This window comes from Streptomyces sp. NPDC001606 (assembly GCF_053596835.1).
In genome coordinates this window covers 124,065-141,723 of the sequence record NZ_JBSFHC010000015.1, presented here as the reverse complement: position 1 = coordinate 141,723, position 17,659 = coordinate 124,065, and the positions used below count along the sequence as shown (strand labels likewise).

Annotated in this window: 18 protein-coding genes; 6 read left to right on the top strand and 12 right to left on the bottom strand. The window is 73.7% G+C overall.

The window, feature by feature from the left end; all coding sequences use genetic code 11:
- Positions 1-2 precede the first annotated feature (2 nt).
- Positions 3-1,202 carry a cytochrome P450 gene (locus ACWCV9_RS25735; protein WP_450789910.1) on the bottom strand — a complete coding sequence of 400 codons (1,200 nt, stop codon included), beginning with the start codon at positions 1,200-1,202 and terminating at the stop codon, positions 3-5.
- A 188-nt stretch (positions 1,203-1,390) separates the two neighbouring features.
- On the opposite strand from ACWCV9_RS25735, the gene ACWCV9_RS25730 reads away from it, so the two are divergent.
- From ACWCV9_RS25730 to ACWCV9_RS25720, 3 genes are read left to right on the top strand one after another with little or no spacing between them, the layout of a single operon-like run.
- A complete protein-coding gene (locus ACWCV9_RS25730; RefSeq protein WP_450789908.1) occupies positions 1,391-2,419 on the top strand; it encodes a methyltransferase in 1,029 nt (342 codons plus the stop codon).
- A 42-nt stretch (positions 2,420-2,461) separates the two neighbouring features.
- Entirely contained in the window at positions 2,462-3,952 is a 1,491-nt protein-coding gene (locus tag ACWCV9_RS25725) for an MFS transporter (protein WP_450789906.1), read from the top strand.
- A complete protein-coding gene (locus ACWCV9_RS25720) occupies positions 3,949-4,959 on the top strand; it encodes a methyltransferase (RefSeq protein ID WP_450789904.1) in 1,011 nt (336 codons plus the stop codon). The genes ACWCV9_RS25725 and ACWCV9_RS25720 overlap by 4 nt, the downstream gene beginning before the upstream one ends.
- Before the next feature lie 76 nt (positions 4,960-5,035).
- Here the strand turns inward: ACWCV9_RS25720 and ACWCV9_RS25715 are convergent, their stop codons facing one another.
- A complete protein-coding gene (locus ACWCV9_RS25715) occupies positions 5,036-6,052 on the bottom strand; it encodes a methyltransferase (protein ID WP_385846742.1) in 1,017 nt (338 codons plus the stop codon).
- Positions 6,053-6,289: 237 nt separating this feature from the next.
- Between ACWCV9_RS25715 and ACWCV9_RS25710 the strand changes: the two genes are divergently transcribed.
- On the top strand, positions 6,290-7,897 hold the full coding sequence (locus ACWCV9_RS25710) for an FAD-dependent monooxygenase (protein WP_450789902.1): 1,608 nt from the start codon (positions 6,290-6,292) through the stop codon (positions 7,895-7,897).
- A 59-nt stretch (positions 7,898-7,956) separates the two neighbouring features.
- Here ACWCV9_RS25710 and ACWCV9_RS25705 read toward each other — a convergent pair whose 3' ends face one another.
- Together ACWCV9_RS25705 and ACWCV9_RS25700 are read right to left on the bottom strand one after the other, a co-directional pair.
- Positions 7,957-8,814 (bottom strand): LLM class flavin-dependent oxidoreductase, encoded by an 858-nt coding sequence (locus tag ACWCV9_RS25705; protein ID WP_450789900.1) that lies wholly within the window; start codon positions 8,812-8,814, stop codon positions 7,957-7,959.
- A 25-nt stretch (positions 8,815-8,839) separates the two neighbouring features.
- Positions 8,840-10,015, bottom strand: coding sequence for a nucleotide disphospho-sugar-binding domain-containing protein (locus ACWCV9_RS25700; RefSeq protein WP_450789898.1), 1,176 nt, complete (start codon positions 10,013-10,015; stop codon positions 8,840-8,842).
- A 173-nt stretch (positions 10,016-10,188) separates the two neighbouring features.
- Between ACWCV9_RS25700 and ACWCV9_RS25695 the strand changes: the two genes are divergently transcribed.
- Positions 10,189-10,926 (top strand): SDR family NAD(P)-dependent oxidoreductase, encoded by a 738-nt coding sequence (locus ACWCV9_RS25695; protein ID WP_385846748.1) that lies wholly within the window; start codon positions 10,189-10,191, stop codon positions 10,924-10,926.
- Here the strand turns inward: ACWCV9_RS25695 and ACWCV9_RS25690 are convergent.
- Positions 10,923-11,315: an antibiotic biosynthesis monooxygenase family protein gene (locus tag ACWCV9_RS25690; protein WP_450789896.1), complete on the bottom strand. Its 393-nt coding sequence runs from the start codon at positions 11,313-11,315 to the stop codon at positions 10,923-10,925. The two genes, ACWCV9_RS25695 and ACWCV9_RS25690, sit on opposite strands and share 4 nt — an antisense overlap.
- A gap of 181 nt (positions 11,316-11,496) precedes the next feature.
- Here ACWCV9_RS25690 and ACWCV9_RS25685 point away from each other — a divergent pair, with 181 nt between their 5' ends.
- Positions 11,497-13,104, top strand: a complete 1,608-nt coding sequence (locus ACWCV9_RS25685; RefSeq protein ID WP_450789894.1) for an FAD-dependent oxidoreductase — start codon at positions 11,497-11,499, stop codon at positions 13,102-13,104.
- Positions 13,105-13,130: 26 nt separating this feature from the next.
- Here ACWCV9_RS25685 and ACWCV9_RS25680 read toward each other — a convergent pair whose 3' ends face one another.
- From ACWCV9_RS25680 to ACWCV9_RS25650, 7 genes are all read right to left on the bottom strand, one after another.
- Positions 13,131-13,991 carry an NAD(P)-dependent oxidoreductase gene (locus tag ACWCV9_RS25680; protein WP_450789892.1) on the bottom strand — a complete coding sequence of 287 codons (861 nt, stop codon included), beginning with the start codon at positions 13,989-13,991 and terminating at the stop codon, positions 13,131-13,133.
- 99 nt (positions 13,992-14,090) lie between these two features.
- Positions 14,091-14,399, bottom strand: coding sequence for an antibiotic biosynthesis monooxygenase family protein (locus tag ACWCV9_RS25675; RefSeq protein WP_450789890.1), 309 nt, complete (start codon positions 14,397-14,399; stop codon positions 14,091-14,093).
- Positions 14,392-14,712: an antibiotic biosynthesis monooxygenase family protein gene (locus ACWCV9_RS25670; RefSeq protein ID WP_385846755.1), complete on the bottom strand. Its 321-nt coding sequence runs from the start codon at positions 14,710-14,712 to the stop codon at positions 14,392-14,394. Before ACWCV9_RS25670 ends, ACWCV9_RS25675 begins: the two co-directional genes overlap by 8 nt.
- Positions 14,712-15,464 (bottom strand): SDR family NAD(P)-dependent oxidoreductase, encoded by a 753-nt coding sequence (locus tag ACWCV9_RS25665; protein ID WP_450789888.1) that lies wholly within the window; start codon positions 15,462-15,464, stop codon positions 14,712-14,714. Before ACWCV9_RS25665 ends, ACWCV9_RS25670 begins: the two co-directional genes overlap by 1 nt.
- Positions 15,465-15,497: 33 nt before the next feature.
- Positions 15,498-15,959, bottom strand: a complete 462-nt coding sequence (locus ACWCV9_RS25660) for a DUF1772 domain-containing protein (protein WP_450789886.1) — start codon at positions 15,957-15,959, stop codon at positions 15,498-15,500.
- A complete protein-coding gene (locus ACWCV9_RS25655) occupies positions 15,956-16,417 on the bottom strand; it encodes an SRPBCC family protein (protein WP_450789884.1) in 462 nt (153 codons plus the stop codon). The genes ACWCV9_RS25660 and ACWCV9_RS25655 overlap by 4 nt, the downstream gene beginning before the upstream one ends.
- Positions 16,418-16,435: 18 nt before the next feature.
- Positions 16,436-17,659: a ketosynthase chain-length factor gene (locus tag ACWCV9_RS25650; protein ID WP_450789882.1), complete on the bottom strand. Its 1,224-nt coding sequence runs from the start codon at positions 17,657-17,659 to the stop codon at positions 16,436-16,438.

Genomic DNA, 17,659 nt, shown 5'->3' with positions numbered 1-17,659 from the left:
CGTCACCAGCTCACGGGGATCTCGGCGTAGCCGGCCAGGAAGCCGCCCTCCGGACGCTTCAGCTCCTCGCCGGGCACCGCGAGCCGCAGCCCGGGCAGGCGCCGCAGCAGGGCCTCGGTGGCCTCCTGGAGCTCCATCCGGGCCAGCGCGGCGCCGGCGCAGAAGTGGATGCCCGCGCCGAAGGTGAGGTGGTGGTTCTCCGTGCGGCGGATGTCCAGCTCGATCGGGTTCTCGAACTCGTCGGCGTCCATGTTGGCCTCCTGGGAGAGCAGCACCGTGGAGCCCTTGGGGATGACCGTGGTGCCGTCGAGCAGCTCGATGTCCTCGACGGCGTAGCGCAGCGTGCCCAGCGAGGTGCCCATGATCTGGTAGCGCAGCAGTTCCTCGACGGCCGAGGGCACCAGCGACAGGTCCGCCTTCAGCTCGGCGGTCACCTCGGGCCGGTGCAGCAGCACCGCCATGCTGGTGCCGAGCTGGGAGGCGGTGGTGACGTAGCCGGCGATCAGCAGGGTCTTGACCCAGTGCTGGAGCTGGTAGTCGGTCAGCTTCGACGGGTCCTCGCGGCTGATCTCGATCAGCTCGCTGATCAGGTCGTCGCCCGGGTTCTCGCGCTTGGAGTCGATCAGCTCGGTCAGGTAGTCCCAGTACTGCCGCCGGCACTCCTCGACCTCGTCCTCGGGCAGCCGGGAGACGGACAGGAAGCCGTCGATCAGGCGGCGGAACTTGGCCCGGTCCTGCGGCGGCACGCCCAGCATGTGGCAGATCACCAGGATCGGCAGCGGATAGGCGAACGCCTCCATCAGGTCGACCGGCTGCGGTCCCTCGGCCATCTCGTCGAGGAGGTGCCCGACGATCTCCTTGACCACCGCGCGCAGCGCCTCGATCCGGCGCGCGCTGAACGCCCGCATGACGACGGCGCGTTCGGTCAGATAGCGGGGCGGGTCGTTGTCGATCTTGGGGTCGCCGAACAGGTCGTTGCTGGCGGAGACGCGGGAGGCCCGGCCGAAGGTGTTGCGGCTGAGCCGCTCGTCGGCGAAGAGCCGCCGTACGTCCTTGTACCGGGTGACCAGCAGCGCGGGTTCGCCGCTGGGCAGCGTGATCTCCAGCAGCGGCCGCTCGCGCAGCGTCGTCCAGCTCTCCGGTATGTCCGGTGCGGGGGCCCATGGAAGGGGATACCCGACGGGGCACCGATCGCCGCTCATGTCTGAACCGCCCTCTCCTGCGCGCACTGCTCGGACCGGGCCAGCGTGCGCATCCGCCCTGGGGACCCGCTCGAAGCGCGGTCGAATACCGCGGAGCCGGTACGGCCCAGCGCAGGTCGAGCGAGACTCCATCGGGCGCTGCGACATTCCCCCCGGTACACCTCCGTACGGAAACCAGAGGGAGAGCAATGAGCAGTCAGATCCCGACGCAGCCGGCGACCGCGGCGGAGTACCTGCCGCTGGCCTTCGGATTCGCCCTCCACCAGATCGGCGCGACCGTGAACAGCCTCGGCGTCCTCGCCGCGGTGGCGGACGGCCCGCGCACCGCCGAGGAGCTGATCGAGACGACGGGCGCCCACCCGCGCAGCCTGCGCCGGCTGCTGTACGCCGCCGTCCGGGCGGGGGTGCTCTCGCTGGACGCCGACGGGTACCGGGCGACCCCGGTCGCCGAGCACTTCGGGCCGCTGTCCGACATGCACGCGGCGGCGCCGGTGTGGCGGGCCTGGGAGGTGCTGGAGGAGTCGGTGCGCACCGGGCGTTCCGCGTTCGAGATCGCCAACGGCGCCCCGCTGTTCGACTACTTCGAGAAGGACGCGGAGCTGGCGGCAACCTTCCACGCCGCGATGACCGGCGGCAGCGACGTGCAGTCCCCGGCGATCGTGGAGCACTTCGACTTCACCCGGTTCCGGCACGTGGTGGACGTCGGCGGTGGCCGCGGCACCCTGCTCGCGGCCGTGCTGGGGGCCAACCCGGAGCTGCGCGGCACCGTCTTCGACACCGACAACGGGCTGGCGGAGACCGCGGGCGTGCTCGCGGAGGCCGGGCTGTCGGAGCGCTGCGGCATCACCGAGGGTTCGTTCTTCGACTCGGTGCCCGCGGGCGGTGATCTGTACCTGCTGAAGAACATCCTGCACGACTGGAACGACGAGGAGAGCGTGCGCATCCTCGGCAACATCCGCAAGGTGCTGCCCGCCGACGGCCGCGTGGTGGTCTTCAGCTCCGTACTGCCCGAGAACGGCACGGACGCGGACCCGGCCGACGCGCTCGGCGCCGCCATCTCGGACATCGAGATGCTGGTGATGACCACCGGCCGGGAGCGGACGCTGGAGGAGTACCGCCGGGTGTTCGAGGCGGCCGGCCTGGAGCTCACCGCGACCACCCCGCTGCCGTGCCCGTACCAGTACCACGCTTTGGAGGCCGCCCCGGCCGCGTCCTGACCTCCGCCCGCACTCCCCGGAAGCCCCCACCGAAAGAACCGCATGACGACTTCTTCCGACCCCGTGGCCCTCGCCGATCCGAGCGACCTCGACCCGGCCCGGTGGCGGGCCGCGGTCTTCGTCCTGGTCGCGATGGCGCTGGACCTGATCGACACCTCCATCGTGGTGGTGGCCCTCCCGGGCCTCCAGCGGCAGCTGCACGCCGACGGGGCGACCTTGCAGTGGGTGGTGGAGGCGTACACCCTCACCTTCGCGCTCAGCCTGGTGACGGCGGGGCGGATCGGCGACCTCCTGGGGCGCAAGCGCGTCCTGCTGTGGGGGATCGTGCTGTTCGTCGTGGCGTCGCTGAGCTGCGGCGTCGCGCCGAACGCGGGCGTCCTGATCGCGTCCCGGGCGTTCCAGGGCCTCGGCGGCGCGCTCGTCGTCACCCAGGGGATGTCGACCTTCCAGGTGGCGTTCCCGGACCGTGAACGCGCCCGCGTCTTCGGGCTGTTCGGCGCCCTGTCCGGGCTGTCCTCGGCGCTCGGCCCGATGTTCGGCGGCCTCCTGATCAACGCCGACCTGTTCGGGCTGGGGTGGCGGCCGATCTTCCTGATCAACCTGCCGGTGGGGCTCGTCGCACTGGCGGGCGTGGCCGGGTGCGTACGCGACTCGCGGGCGCCCGTGGCCAGGCGCCTTGACCTCATGGGCGTCCTGCTGGTGACCGCGGCCCTGCTCGCGGTGCTGTTCCCGCTGGTGCAGGGCCGCGAACTGGGCTGGCCCGCCTGGTCGTTCGCGCTGATGGCCGGCTCCGTCCCGCTCGCCGTGGCGTTCGCGCTGCACGAGCGGGCCAAGGAACGCCGGGACGGGTTCGCGCTGGTGCCGCCCGCGCTGTTCGAACGGCGGACCTTCACCGTGGGACTGGTGCTGCTGACGGTGTTCTTCGCCGCGGTGGCCGGGTTCTTCTTCCCCTTCACCTACTACCTCCAGAACGGCCTGGGCTTCTCGCCGTTCACCGCCGGCCTGGCGGTGATGCCGTACGCGCTCGGCGCGATGACCACGTCCTCGGTCTCCCCGACGGCCACCCGGCGCTTCGGCCGGGTGGTGCTGGCCGCCGGCATCGCCGTCATGACGGCCGGCACGGTCGCGCTGCTGCTGACGGTCCGGCACCTCGGGCCGTCCGCCGGCACCTGGCAGCTCGCCCCCTGGCTGCTGGTCACCGGCCTCGGCATGGGCCTGGTGGCCTCCCCCCTGGTCCAGCTGGTGCTGTCCGGGGTGCCCGACCGGGACACCGGGGCGGCGTCCGGCGTCCTCAACACCGTCAACCAGCTGGGCTCGGCCGCCGGTGTCGCCGTGCTGGGCGTGCTGTTCTTCGGCCTGCTCGCCGGCCACCGCAGCTTCTCCGCGTCCTTCTCCCAGGTGCTCTGGTACGAGACGGGTCTGCTCGCGGCGGCCTTCCTGCTGGTGTTCCTGCTCCCCGTCGGCGCCGCCCTGCGACCGGCGCCGGAAGACCCCGGGCCACAGGCTCGCCCACACGAAGGAGACCCGGCATGACAGCGACCGCTTGGGACACCGGCACGGCGGCCGGCCTGCTCCGGCTCGGCAACCGGTTCTGCGACGCGAAGGCGCTGCTCACCGCGGTCCGGCTGGACCTGTTCACCGTCCTGGACAAGGGCCCGGCCGACGCCGAGGAGCTGCGCGCGCGGCTCGGGCTGCACGGGCGGGGCCTGGCCGACTTCCTGGACCTGCTCACCGCGCTGGGCCTGCTGCGCCGCGACGAGGGACGCCGCTACCGCAACGCCGAGGGCGCCGCCCGCTTCCTGGTGTCCGGCCGGCCCGGCTTCATCGGCGGCTTCCTGCGCGGCTCGGACCTCAACCTGTACCCGGTGTACGGGCACCTGGCCGAGGCCCTGCGCACCGGCGAGCCGCAGGCGCACACCGACTACACGGGCATGCTCGACGACCCCGAGGCGACCGGCCATTTCGTACGGATGATGGACGGGCTCACCCAGGGCCTGGGCGCCCGGCTGACCGAGGCCTACGACTTCTCCGGCCACCGCTCGGTGCTCGACGTCGGCGGCTGCCGGGGCGGCCTGCTCGACCAGATCCTCACCCGACACCCCGGCCTGGAAGGGCATGTCTTCGACCTGCCGCAGCTGGAGCCGTTCTTCCACGCGCACATGGCCGAACGGGGCCGCACCGGTACGGCGGTGTTCCACCCCGGTGACTTCTTCCGCGACCCGCTGCCCCCGGCCGACCTGGTGATCCTCGGGCACATCCTGCACGACTGGGACCCCGCGCAACGCCGCCATCTGCTGGGCAAGGCGTTCGACGCGGTCGGTCCCGGCGGCGCGGTCCTGGTCTACGACCGGATGCTCGGCGAGCGGGCGGACGACACCGAGAACCTGGTCGCCAGCCTCAACATGCTCCTCGTCACCGACGGCGGCGCGGAGTACACCGTCGCGGAGCTGACCGCCGAGGCCCGCGAGGCCGGGTTCACCGGGATCACCCACCGGCCGCTCGGCGACTACGACACCCTGGTCGTCGCCCGCCGGCCCTGACCGCCACGCACGGCAGCGCCCCCGGAAGCCCTGCTCCGGGGGCGCTGCCGTGCTCGTGGGCCGCTCCTGCCGCCCGTCAGGCCTTGTAGCAGGCCACCAGGGTGTCGTAGTCGCCGAGCGGCGTGACCTCCGTACGGGCGAAGCCGGCGTGCTCGGCGTAGCCGACGATCTCCGCGGCCGGGTACTCCGAGCCCCCGTCGGTGACGAGGAGCATGTCGAGGCTGATCACCAGGTTCTCGGCGTGCTCGGGCTCGTCGTCGAGCATCCGGTCGTACACCAGCAGGGTGCCGCCGGGGTTGACCGCGTCGAACGCCTTGTGGACCAGCATGCTCCGCTGCCCGGGGTCCCAGTCGTGCAGGACGTGGCCGAGGATCACCACGTCGGCCGAGGGCAGCGGGTCGGTGAAGAAGCTGCCGCCGTGGAACTCCAGCCTGCCGCCGAGGCCCAGCTCCTCGATCAGCTCCTTGGCGAAGGGCTCCATCTCGGGCAGGTCGAAGACGTGCCCGGCGAGGTGCGGCCGGGCCCGGACGATCTGCGAGGCGAGGTTGCCGCGGGCACCGCCGACATCGAGCACCGAGGCGTGCCCGGACCAGTCGTACGCCTCGATCAGCTGGGCGCCGAGCACGTTGGTGAAGGCGTCCATGCTGCCGATGAACTGGCGCAGGATCGCCGGGTTCTGGGTCACCTCGTCGTAGTGACTGCCGGACTGCTGCTGCCCGGTGCGCAGGGCCTCCTCCAGGCGGCCCCACGCCGGGTAGAGGTTGCGGCTGGAGCGCAGCAGGAAGCCGCCGATGTACTCGTCGGCGCCGCGCACCAGGTGCCGTTCGGTGCCGGGGGCGTTGCGGTAGCGGCCGTCGGTGCGCTCCAGGATCCGCAGCGCCACCAGCAGGTCGAGGAAGTCGCGCAGGCCGCGTCCGTGCAGCCCGAGCGCCTGCCTGACCTCGCCCTCGTCGGCCGATCCGCCCGGGGCGTTGTGCAGGTGGGTGAACAGGTCGAGTTCGACGGCGGTCAGCAGGGCCTTGGCGTCGCAGAACGCGTTGCCGAGGCGCAGGATCCCGGCGGCAGTGCCGACGTCCGGGGCCGTGGTCGTCATGATGAGGACTCCTTCCTGGACGCCTGCCTGCCAGGCGCCGCACCTGTCGGCCTGAGAGGCTGTCAGCAGGGCGTGGAGAGGGCCTCGAAGCTCCCTGGAGGCCCGCGGCCCGGCCGCCGCACCCGGCGGCGCCCGACCGCGAGGCCAGGAATCCTCGAGGCACCGCCGGTAACTCTTGGTCCGGTCGCAGTGCGGCGGATCAACCGGCACTGTTCGTCTGTTCATGAGGGGACACGCATGTATGACGTGAACATCCCTGTGCTGATCGTGGGAGCGGGGCCGGTCGGCCTCTCCACCGCCCTGTTCAGCGGGCGGCACGGGATCCGCACCATGGTGCTGGAGAAGCGCGACGGCACCTCGCTGCTGCCCCGCGCCCCGGGCCTCCAGGCGCGCACCCTGGAGCTGTTCCGGGCGGCCGGCATCTCCGCGGACATCCGGGCGCTGGAGATGGGTGACTCGCACCCCTACTTCGAGGGCGGCATCATCCAGGTCGACACGTTCTCCGACATCGACGACGCCGTGGTGCTGGAGTCGCCGTCGCTGGACGGCCCGACCGTCAGCCCGGAGCGGGTGATGGGCTGCGGCCAGGACCGGTACGAGAAGGTGCTGGTGGAGAAGGCCCGGGAGTTCGGCGCCGACGTCCGGTTCGGCACCCGGCTGGTGGAGTTCACCCAGGACGCGGACGGGGTGACCGCGGTCGCCGAGGACAACGCCACCGGCCGGCGCTTCACCATCCGCGCCGACTACCTGGTGGGCGCGGACGGCGCGAACAGCAGCGTCCGCCGGCACCTCGGGGTGGAGCGCGAGGGGCGCGGCACGGTGTTCAACGCGCTCAGCATCTACTTCAAGGCGCCCGAGCTGGAGACCGTGCTCAAGGGCCGCAGGTTCATCCTCTGCTACGCGAAGGTCGACGGCACCCTGATGGGGCTGTCCCGGCTGCACGGCTGCGACCCGTACCTGGCCGCGCCGATCTACCACCCCGAGCGCGGCGAGAAGCCGGAGGACTTCACCGACGAGCGCTGCGTCGAGATCGTCCGGACCGCGGCGGGCAAGGCGGACCTGGCGGTGGAGATCGTCGACAAGGTGCCGTGGCAGGGCGCCCAGCTGGTCGCCGAGCGGTTCCGCACCCAGCGGGTCTTCCTGGCCGGCGACGCCGCCCACCTGCACCCGCCCGCGGGCGGCTTCGGCGCCAACACGGGCATCCACGACGCCCACAACCTGGCCTGGAAGCTGGCGGCCGTGCTCAAGGGCTGGGCGGGCGACGCGCTGCTCGACAGCTACCACGACGAGCGGCACGCGGTCGGCTCCGCGATGGCCGCGCAGGCGATGGTCCGCAACCGGATCCGGCACGGCCACGCCACCGAGCAGGACCACGCGGAGATGGTGGACGACATCATCATCACGCTCGGCTACCGGTACACCTCGCCGTCGATCGTCAGCGACACCACCGGCCCGGTGCTCACGCCCAAGCTGCGGCTCACCGGGGAGCCCGGCACCCGGGCCCCGCACGTGTGGGTCGAGCGCGACGGCGCGATCGTCTCCACCATCGACCTGTTCTGGGACGCGTACGTGCTGCTCACCGACGACGCCGGGACCCCCTGGGCCGAGGCCGCGGTCGCGGCGGCCGAGCGGCTCGGCGTGCCGCTGCGGGTGCACCGCGTCGGCCCGGCGAGCGAGCTGCGGCCCAAGGACCGCGACTGGGCCGAGGCGTACGGGGTCGGCGCCGGCGGTGCCGTGCTGGTCCGCCCGGACGCCTTCGTCGCCTGGCGGGCCACCGGCCCGGTCGGCGCGGACGCCGGGCAGGTGCTGGCGGACGCGCTGGGCCGGTCGGCCGGCCTGCGCTGACCGCACACGCCGAGGGGCCCGCTCCGGAGAACCCGGAGCGGGCCCCTCGGCCGTCGCGCTCAGAGTGCCGCGTCGGCCAGCAGCCGCACCTGTGCGGGGTCCGCCGTGCAGGGCAGCAGGATCAGCTCGTCGCAGCCCGCCTCCGCGTACGCCTGGGCGGCGTCGCGGATGCGTCCCGGGTCGGTGAGGACGCCGGCGGCCGTCCGCTCGGCCTTCGGGCCGACGAACGAGTAGTAGGCGCGCAGGTAGTCACCGGCGACGCGGGCGGCGTCCGGGCCGAGGTGGGCGTAGAGGATGGCCACCATCCGCGGGCGCTCGGTGCGGCCCGCGTCGATCCAGGTCTGCCGCGCCTGGCGGACCAACTCGGCGTACGCGGTGACGGAGTTGCCGCCCGCGATCCAGCCGGTGCCGAACCGCGCCGAACGCTGCATCGCGCGCGGTGAGTGGCCGCCGACCAGCAGCGGTACGCCCTCCGGGCGCGCCGGGGCGGGGCCGATGCCGGGGACCTTGCCGCCGCCCGCCCAGATCTCCCGCAGTTCGGTGAGCGCGGCGTCCAGGCGTGCCCCGCGGTCGCGGTAGCCGGTGCCGGTGGCGGCGTAGTCGTCCTCCCGGCCGCCGGCGGCGACCCCGAGCACCAGCCGGCCGCCGGAGAGGGCGTCGATGGTGGCGGCCTGCTTGGCGAGCAGTGCGGTGTCGCCCCGGTAGGCCGCGATCAGGATGGTGGTCAGCAGTCTGATCCGCTCGGTGACGGCCGCCGCCGCCGCGAGCGAGATCAGCGGCTCGTAGTTGGCGTACACCAGCCGGTCCAGAACGCCGAGGCTGGCGAAGCCGCACTCCTCCGCACGGCGGGCCCACTGCGGCAGCGTGCGGCCGTCGATGTCGGGGACGGTGGTGGGCAGACCCAGTCCGATCTCCACGGTTCTCTCTCCTTCTGGTGTGCGCTCAGCGGACGGCTGCCGCCCGCGTGTCGGTGAGCTGCTCCAGTGCGGCGACCAGGTCGGCGGGGGCGGGCCGCTCCCGGTTGCGTTCGGCGAGGCGCCGGGCGGCGGCGCGCTCCCGGTCGCCTTCGAGCAGGCGCCGGATCTCGCCCCGCAGCCGGTCCGGGCCGGCCTCGTCGCGGCTGAGCACCTCGCCGGTGCCGGTGGCCAGCACCCGCGCCGAGTGCCCTGCGTGGTCCGGGAGCTGGGGGACGAGCAGCAGGGGTACGCCGGCCTGGAGGGCCGTCAGTACGGTGCCGGCGCCGCCGTGCGCGACGACCAGGTCGGCGTCGGCGAGCAGCTGGTGCAGCGGGGTGTCCACGGTGACGGTGATCTCGGCGGGGAGGTCACCGAGGAGCGGGACCTGGTCGGCGGAGACGGCCAGCACCACGTCGGTGTCGGGGCCGTGGGCGGCCAGGGCCGCCTGGGGCGCGAAGAAGTGCGCCGGGGACAGCCGGGCCATGGTGTGGCCCCAGGTCACCACCACCCGGCGCCGGCCGGGCCGGGGCGGTGCGACCGGGGCATTGGCGCCGGGTCCGTTGAACGGCACGTACCGCACGGCCAGCCGCCGCTGGTCCGCCGGGAGCTGGAACTCGTCGGGGCACGGGTCGACGGTGAGGTCGCCGAACGGGTCGAAGGCAGCCACGCCGTTGCGTGCGGCGAGCGGCGCGAGCACGTCGGGCAGCAGGGTCCGCGCGCGCAGCATCAGGTCGGTGCCGTAGAGCAGCCGCACGGCCGGGACCCCGGCCGCGGCGGCGGCGATCGGGCCGGCCAGGGCGGTGGGTTCGTACACCACCAGGTCGGCCCGCCAGTCGCGGGCCAGCGCGGTGAGGTCGTCGACCATGGAGTCCGCGTGGGCGTGGAACATGCGCAGGGCGCGCGGGCCGCGCCCCTCGGGTCCGGCCGGAGCGGCCGGCGCGGGAACGGTCCGCGAGGGCAGCAGATAGCCGCGGACCAGGCCCACCGCGTCCACGTCGTGCCCGACCGTCGCCGCGGGCAGTCCGGTCCGGACGGTCTCGTCGTGGATCCCCGGCTGGCCGGCGACCAGCACCTCGTGTCCGGCCGCCCGGCAGGCCCAGGCCATCGGGACCAGCCCGTACAGGTGCGAGGGCCACGCCCAGGTCGTGAACAGTACCCGCATCGATCCGCCCCACCCTCTTCTGAGGTTCAGCTGACGGTCCGGAAGGTCCCCCATCGGGCTCTCGGATGGATCGCGGCCTGCTCGAGCTGCCGTCCAGGAGTTCGCGAGAACGGCGCGGGAGGGTGGCACGGCCCTGCACGGCCCGGGCACGACGGCAGCGGAAGGGGACTCGGATGGATCAGGGACTCGCGGGCAAGCGCGTACTCGTCACCGGCGGGACGCGGGGCATCGGGAGGACGACGGCGCTGGCGTTCGCCCGTGCGCGGGCGCGCGTGGTGGTCTGCTCGCGCACCGCCGGCGCGGACGCCGACTCGCTGGTGCGCGAACTGAAGGAGACCGGTGACGGGCACCTGGTGGTCCGGGCCGACGTGACCACCGGCGAGGGCGCGGCGGAGCTGGCCGAGCGGGTGCGGGAGTCGCTGGGCGGCCTGGACGCGCTGGTGAACAACGTGGGCGTGGACGGACAGGTCTGGTTCGAGGAGCTGCCCGAGGAGGAGTGGCACCGGGTGATGGACGCCAACGTCACCTCGGCGTACCTGGTGACGCAGGCCGCGCTGGGGCTGCTGGCCGACGGTGCGTCCGTGGTCAACGTCGGTTCGTCGGTGGCGCTGCGCGGCCGGGTCCGCGGGGTGCACTACACGGCGTCGAAGGCCGCGCTGATCGGGCTGACCCGGGCGCTCTGCAAGGAGCTGGGGCCGCGCGGCATCCGCGTCAACACCGTGGCGCCCGGCCTGACCGAGACCGAGCCGGGCGCCGGGCTGCCGCCGGAGGCGGTCACCCGCATCGTCGGCATGACCGCCCTCGGCCGGATCTGCCGGCCCGAGGACGTGGCCGGCGCGGTGCTGTTCCTGGCCGGCGACACCTCGTCGTACATCAGCGGGGTGACGCTGAACGTGGACGGCGGGGTCTAGGCGCTGCGGTCCGCGGGCTCCCGCCGCCCTGCCGAGGGCGTGCGGGAGTCCGGGGCCGGGACGGCGGGGGCGGGGCGGAGGTCGTGGACGATCCGGGTGACGGTCATGGCACCGCCCGTGCGCAGGGGGCGCAGCCTGCGCCGGTGCTCCACGTGCTCCGCGCTCAGCTCGAAGGCGCGGAAGCTCGCCTCGTCGGCCCAGTCGGTGAACACGTGGTAGACGGGCCGGTCCTGCTCCTCGTCGCGGACCAGCACCTGGCCCCGGTTGGCCGGCTGCCGGGCGATGATCGTGCCGATCTCCAGCCAGACCGCCTCGAACTCCGCCTCCCGGCCGGGGGCGATTTCCATCCGCAGGACCACCCGCACCGGCCCCCGCGCGTGCTCGGTCATCTCCACGCTCCCCTCGCTCGTGCTGCTCGTCCGCTCGTCGGGCGGGTCTTGCCGGCCCGCCCGCGCTGCCAGGCTGCCCGGCGCGACTCGAATCGCGCTCGATGGGGCTCCTCTTGAGCCGTCCTCGATGCCCCGCGCCGATCCTCGGGCCCCCCGACACCCCCCGCGGAGGAGATTCCGGATGACCGAGCAGCCACAGGTACCCGTACTGGTCGTCGGAGGCAGCCTGGTCGGGCTGTCGACGGCGCTCTTCCTCGCCCGGCGCAACGTGCCGTGCCTGGTGGTGGAGCAGCGCGCGGGCCTGTCCACCCACCCGCGCACCCGGGGCGTCAACCCGCGCTCGATGGAGCTGCTGCGCGCCGCCGGGCTCGAAGCCGAGCTGCGTGCGCTGCCGTCCGCGCGGGCGCTGGCCCGCAACAGCGGTCTGCGGCTGGCGAGGTCGCTGGCCGGACCGGAACTGGGCGCGTTCCAGGAGGAGTACTACCGCGAGGTCTCCTCCGACCTCGGCGCGCTGTCGCCCACGAGCTGGTGCCTGTGCCACCAGAACGAGCTGGAGGGCGTGCTGCGCCGGGCCGCCGCCCGGGCCGGGGCCGAGTTCCGCTTCGGCAGCGAGCTGGTGTCGTTCGCACAGGACGCCGACGGGGTGACGGCCCTGCTGCGCGACGGCGCGGACGGGACGACGAGCCGGCTGCGGGCGCGCTATCTGGTCGCGGCCGACGGCGCCCGCAGCGGGGTGCGCCGCCGGCTGGGCATCCCGTTCGACGGCAGCGGCGGGCTGGGCCGCTTCCTGGCGATCCACTTCCGCGCCGATCTCGCGAAGCAGCTCGGCGAGCGGCGGTTCGTCATGTGCTACACGTTCAACGACCGGGTCCGCGGCGCGCTGATCCCGCTGGACAACGCGAGCGAATGGCGGCTGGACGTCATCCTCGGCCCCGACGGCCCCCACACGGCCGAGGAGGTGCTCGCCGCCTTCCCGACCGAGCGGTGCGTCGAGCTGGTGCGGGCCGCGTCGGGCGTGCCGGATCTCGCCGTACGGGTGCTGGGCACCGTGCCGTGGGAGGCGGCCGCCAGGGTGGCGCGCCGGTTCCGGGCCGGCCGGGTCTTCCTCGCCGGGGACGCCGCGCATGTGATGCCGCCGAGCGGCGCCTTCGGCTCCAACTGCGGTGTCCAGGACGCCCACAACCTGGCGTGGAAGCTGGCCGCGGTGCTCGCCGGGCAGGCCTCCCCCGAGCTGCTCGACAGCTACGACGCCGAGCGCCGGCCCCTCGGCGCGGCCACCGTGCGGCAGGCGGTGCTGCGCCAGCGGGACCGGCCGCGCGGCGGGAGGCGCGGGGCCCGGCGGGTGCTGCCGCCCGGCCTCGTGGAGGACATCACCCTCTGGTTCGGCTGGCGTTACGCGGTGGACGGCGACGTCTGGGTGACCGATCCGCGGGGCCTGCCCGGTACCCGGGCCCCGCACGTGCCGTTGCAGCGGGACGGTGCGGAGTGCTCGACCCTGGACCTGTTCGGGGACGGCCCGGTGCTGCTGACGGGGTCCCGGCCGGGACGCTGGCCGGCGGCGGCCGAGGCGGCGGCGCGGCGCCTCGGCGTGCCGCTGCGGGTGCACGGCATCGGCGGCGCCGGGGCGTACCAGGACCCGGACGGCACCTGGGCGAAGGCGTACGGCACGACGGAGGCGGGGGCGGTGCTGGTGCGCCCGGACGGGGTGGTGGCCTGGCGGTCCCCCGGCGCCCCGGGGGGCACCGGGGACACCCTGCACGCCGCCCTCGCCCGGATGCTCGGCCGCTGACACCCGCCCGGGGCGGCCGGTCCGGCTCAGGTGTGCTCGATCAGCACCGCGGCGTCGCCGTCGCCGTCCCCGGCCTCGACGACGGTGGCGAAGCGGGCCCGGACGGTGTCGAGCACGGGCATCTCGACACCGGTCCGCGCCGCGTCGGTGACGGCGAGGCGCAGGTCCTTCTCCATCAGCGCCGAGCGGAAGAAGGCCGGCCGGTAGCTGCCCTTGCGCATCAGCTCGGCACGGAACCGCATGACCTCGGAGCTGAATCCGGTCCCGGCGATGGTCGCCAGCAGCCGGTCCCGGTCGAGGCCGGCCCGCTGGCCGTACGTCACCGCCTCGGCGAGCGCGGCGACCTGGGCGCCGAGCAGCAGGTTGAGGATCAGCTTGGCGGTGGCGGCGGCGCCCGGCGCGCCGAGCGGCACGACCTCGGAGCCGAGGGTCTCCAGCACGGGCCGCACGGCCTCGATGTCGGTGTCGGCACCGGAGACGAAGACCCGCAGCCGGCCCTCCCGGGCCTGGAGCGGATTGCCGACGACGCACGCCTCGACCCGGCGCAGCCCCGCCTCGGCGAGCCGGGCCGCGCTGTGCCGGGCGTACTCCGGGGAGACGGTGGAGGTGTCGATGACGGTGCTGCCGGGCTCCAGCGCGGGGACCACCTCACCGAACAGCACCTTCTCGACGGCGGCCTCGTCGCTGAGGCTGAGCAGCACGGTGCGGACGCCCGCCACGGCCTCGGCCGGGGAGTCCGCGACCACGGCGCCCTGGGCGCGCAGCGGTGCGGCCTTGGCCGCGGTCCGGTTGTGGACGGTCAGCCGGTACCCGGCCCCGAGCAGGCGGTGTGCCATGCCGCCGCCCATGCTGCCGAGTCCGATGAAGGCCAGAGTGGTGGGGCTCATCGTGCCGCCTTCCTTCGTGGAGTGGGTTGCCGCGACAGTGGCTGTCCCCGGCGCCGGGGGACGGACGCCGGGGACAGCGGTCGCGGGGGTGCGGGTCGTTCAGTAGGCCGCGTCGACCTGGTAGACCGCGAACGGCGTGCCGCTGCGGGTGTCCCGGTAGGGGCGCAGCGGCGCGGTGTCGTCGCGGTGTTCCGGACCGGCCTCCCAGTCCTGGAAGGCGGCCAGGCTCGCCCAGCGGCTGACCACCACGAGCGAGCCGGGGTCGCCGAGCCGGCTGAGCAGTTCGTTGCCGAGCATCCCGGGCACCTTGGCGAGCCGTTCGCTGACCTGGTGGTAGGCGGCGCGTACGGCGGCCAGTTCGTCGTCGTCGCGCGCGAACTGGTACACCAGCACCCGCACCTCAGGCATCGGCGCTCGCCGCCGGTCCGGGGATGTGGGCGGTGACCTCCATGGTGTGGAAGGAGCCGCCGCTGCGGTACGGGTGCAGCTTCGCCCGGTGTTCCAGGTGGGCGGGGCTGTTCTCGAAGGCGCGGAAGCGCGGCTCGTCCAGCCAGTCGCTGACGATCCAGTAGACGCCGTCCACGCCGGTGTCCTTGCACAGCCACTGCCCGAGGTTGGCCGGGTGGCCGGTGACCGCGTCGGTGCCGCGGTTCCACTCCTCCACGAAGGCCTGCTCGGCGCCGGGCTTGATCTCCATCCGCAGGGTGACCCGGAACGTCATCAGGAGATCCCCCCGTCGACGCTGACGGTGGAGCCGGTGACGTACCGGGACAGGTCGCTGGCGAGCCAGAGGACGGCGCCGGCGACCTCGTCCGGGGTGCCGAGCCGGCCCAGCGCGGTCTTGGCGCTGTAGCGCTCGACCATCAGCTTCTGCTGGTCCTCGGGGAGCTGGTGCAGGTTCTCGGTCTCCACCACGCCGAGGGCGACGACGTTGAACCGTATGCCCTGCGCGCCGAACTCCTTGGCCAGCGACCGGCTGAGGCCGACCAGGGCCGCCTTGGTGGCGGTGTAGTGCGAGCGCAGCGGGATGCCGGCCTCCACCGCCTTGGAGCCGATGCTGACGACGGACGAGCCCGCGTGCAGCAGCGGAAGGGCGTGCTGGATCACGAGGTGGGCGGCGGTGACATTGGTGGTGAAGATCCGCTGGAACTCCTCCACCGGCAGGTCGGCGTAGGGGATGTGGCTGATCGTGCCCGCGTTGTTGACGACCAGGTCGAGGCTGCCGTACGCCTGCTTGGTCCGCTCCACCAGGGAGGCGACCTCTTCCGGCCTGCCGAGGTCGGCCCGCAGGACGTGGTGGTCACCGCCGGTCTCCTTCAGCTCCCGTTCCAGCGAACCGACGTAGTCGCTGGGCTGCCGGTAGCAGGTCACCACGTCGACGCCGGCCCGGGCCAGCGCGAGCACGATGCCCCGGCCGACGCCTCGGGTGCCGCCGGTGACGAGGGCCTTCTTGCCCTCCAGGGCCAGGTTCATGGGTCTCCTCCGTGAGACTGGTCGGTGGGTGCGTCAGAGCAGGACGGTCAGTGCGCCGCAGTTGGCGGCGAAGGCGAGGACGGCGAGCGCGCTGCGCCGCCGGTTCCACGGGCCCCAGACCGGGCGCGGGTCGACTTCGGCGAAGTTCTCCGGGAGCCGGGCGGGGTCGACGCCCTGGATCCACCGGTTGATGGGGACGTTCTTGACGAGCGAGATGGTGACGGTGGCGGCGGCGAGCACCGCGCCGGCCAGGTACAGCAGCCGGGCCGTGGGCTGCGGGCCGCCGGCCGCCAGCGCCAGGTCGCCGACGACCGTGCCCAGCAGGAAGATCGGCATCGCCGGGTCGTAGCGGGTGGCGAAGAAGGCGTGCGCGTGGACGTAGCGGTCGGGCGGCAGGGTGGCGAGCAGCGGCCAGCCGCCGAGCTGGGTGCCGAGCAGCACCCCGGCGCCCAGACCGTTGAACAGCACCACCAGGGGTGCGAGGACGGCGGTCACCGCGACCCACTGCGGACGGCGGCCTCCACCTTGTCCTTGATCAGCTTCATCTGGACCGCGGTGTTGCGGTTGAGGTGCTCCGTCATGCCCGCGTCGTCCACGGGGGCCTGCGGCTTCATGTGGAAGTCCTGGATCCAGCGCATCCGCACCGCGCCGTTCTCGGCGGTGTACTCCCAGCGGATGTCCATGAACTCGAACGGCCCGGTCTCCACCCGGTACGCCTCGACCGTGCGGCTCTTCGGGTCGGGGGTGCGGCGCGAGACCCAGCTCCACACGGTGCCGTTCTCGTCGGGGTGCATGGTGAGCCGGAAGGTGACGGTGGCGCCGTCGCGCTCCAGCACCTCGACGGCGGCGTACTCACTGAACAGGTTGGGCCAGTTCTCCAGGTCGTTGGTGATCTCCCAGACGGTCTCCAGGGGTGCGTCGATGAGGATCGAGTTGTCGGTGTGGCCTGCCATGGGTGCGCCAGCCTTTCGTCAACGTCCGAGGACGACTGCCGAGTTGAAACCGCCATGGCCGCGGGCCAGGACCAGGGCGCGGCGCAGCGGTGTGGTGCGGGGTCCGTCGGTGACCAGGTCGAGGTCGCAGCCGGGGGCGAGATGCTCGACGCCGGGGGTGTGCGGGACGACGCCGTCGCGCAGCGCGAGCAGCGCGGTGACCACGTCCAGCGGTGCGCCGCCGCCGTACAGCCGGCCGGTGAGCACCTTGGGTGCCGTGACGGGTACGGCCCCCGGGCCGAACACCGCGCTGATCGCCCGGGCCTCGGCGAGGTCCTCGGCGGCAATGCCGGCGGCGTCGGCGAAGACGACGTCGATGTCACCCGGGTCCAGTCCGGCGTCCGCGAGCGCCCCCTCGATGGTGCGGCGCAGCGCGGGGGGACGGTCGGAGCCGGGGGCCGGGTCGAAGCCGGCGGCGTAGCCGAGCACGGTGCCGTACCGCTGTCCGGCTCCCCGCTCGGTGGCTCCGGCGTCGCTCTCCAGCACCAGGATCGCGCCGCCCTCGCCGGGCAGGTGGCCGGCGGCAGAGCGGTCGAAGGGCAGGTAGGCGCGGGCCGGGTCGCCGACGGTGGAGAGCTTGCCGGTGGCCAGCTGCGCGGCCAGGCCGTACGGGCACAGGGAGGCGTCGGTGCCGCCGGTGAGCACCAGGCGGGCGCCGCGCCGGGTGAGCCGGCGGGCCTGGCCGATGGCGTCGAGTCCGCCGGCCTGCTCACCGCAGAGCACCCCGCACGGGCCGCGCATCTTGTGCCGGATGGACAGCTGGCCGGTGGTCGCGGCGTAGAACCAGGCCACGGACTGGTAGGCGCCGACCCAGTCGGGCTCGTGCTGGTAGAGCGCCTCCATCTCGTGCTGGCCGAACTCGGTCCCGCCGGAGGAGCTGGACGTGACCACGGCCATCTCGTACTCGGGCAGCGCGGCGGGGTCGGCCCCGGCGTCGGTCAGGGCGGCCTCGGCGGCGGCCAGGGCGAGGTGGGTCCAGTGGTCGGTCTCGCGGGCGACCCGGCTGGTCACCCAGTCGGCGGCGCTGAACCCGCTCACCTGGCCGGCGTGCTGCACCGGGTAGGGGGTGGGGTCGAACCGGGTGATCCGGTCGATGCCGGACTTGCCGGCCAGCACGGCGGCCCAGTGGGCCTCCACGCCGAGTCCGGTCGGCGCGGTGACGCCGATGCCGGTGATCACCGGCGGCGGCTGCTCGGTGGACAT